Raw genomic sequence first — 1,290 nt, forward strand, 5'->3', positions numbered from 1 at the left:
ACAAACAGCTATCCTCGCTGCCATAGGTTACAAAATACAAAATGGGGTCTTACAAAAAGCCAAAGCGTAATTAATTGATATTATAGTATTTTTGATGATTTTTGAGTGATTAAGCCTGAAAGTCGAGCTTGAAAACGTGGAGCATCTGCTCGAGACCTCGGTTATTGATGGCTTCCGAAAAGCTGCTCTTTTCAATGCCCTGTTCCGGGGCGATGAATTGTCGGGCGAAATCGTCTTCTTTAAGGGCCTGAAGCAGATGCTGTGCTGAGCGGTACTCTCCCTCTGTGTCAGGAAAGATGTCGCCTCAATTGATCACCCACAAAAGGGGGCTTTTTGAGGTAGCCATGTCCTACTCCGCAGCGCTCAAGGAAGACATCGTCCAAAAAGTATTGTTGACTGCTGGAAGGTAAGGTGGACCCCAGGAGTTGTACAGTCGGAGGGGGTATTTAAGCTAGGCTAGATAGTTTATCGGTAGGCTTCCCCCACATTTCACTCAGTAGCCAGTAACACACTGTTTTTTGGCCGGTCTTAGTCTTTTGGCCCCATCGTTCCGCGGAGCCCGTCCCCGCAGGGGCAGCCCGAGGGCTGAGGGTGGAGCGGAACGATGGGGGCGGCAGTTGGCTCGATTCTTGTTTTATTACTACAAATTGAACATCAAATAAAACAGATAAAATCATGAAATTAGGCAGTTTTCTTGACGTCAAGTCGATATGCATGATCTGGGGTCATATCACCCAGACAGGCATGCGGTCGCTCTTGATTATAAAACTCGAACCAAATTCGCAAGCCTGCCTTTAGCGCTTTGCATCCCTTGAATTCATTGATATAAATGCATTCGTATTTAACGCTTCTCCAGAGACGTTCTATAAAGACATTGTCCATCCAACGACTTTCCCATCCATAGAGATTTGGATAGCGTTAGACTTTAAAACGCCAACGAATTTTTCATCAGTAAATTGAGATCCTTGGTCTGTGTTGAATATTTCTGGAGTTCCATAAAGTGATATGGATTCTTCTAATGCAGAAATACAAAAATCTGAAGTCATGGTATTAGGAATCCTCCAGGATAGTACTTTTCTTGTATGCCAATCCATTATAGCTACAAGATACATAAAACCATGAGAAAGCGGGATATAAGTAATATCAGTGCACCAAACTTGATCCGCGCGGCTTATTGTCATGTTTCTTAACAGGTATGGGTATATTTTGTTTTCAATGTTTGGCTTTGAAGTCTTGGGTTTGGGGTAGACTGCATGAATACCCATATGACGCATTAGTCGGCGTACACGC

At 44.0% G+C, this 1,290-nt stretch carries 2 pseudogenes; both read right to left on the reverse strand.

The annotated features are described in order from the left end of the window. Positions 1-130: 130 nt before the first annotated feature. Positions 131-262: pseudogene (locus tag ACTVJH_RS15845) on the reverse strand (IS4 family transposase); the annotation flags it as partial. A gap of 419 nt (positions 263-681) precedes the next feature. Next, a pseudogene (locus ACTVJH_RS15850) lies at positions 682-1,290 on the reverse strand (IS3 family transposase); the annotation flags it as partial.

It is taken from the genome of Desulfoplanes sp. PS50 (assembly GCF_053851535.1).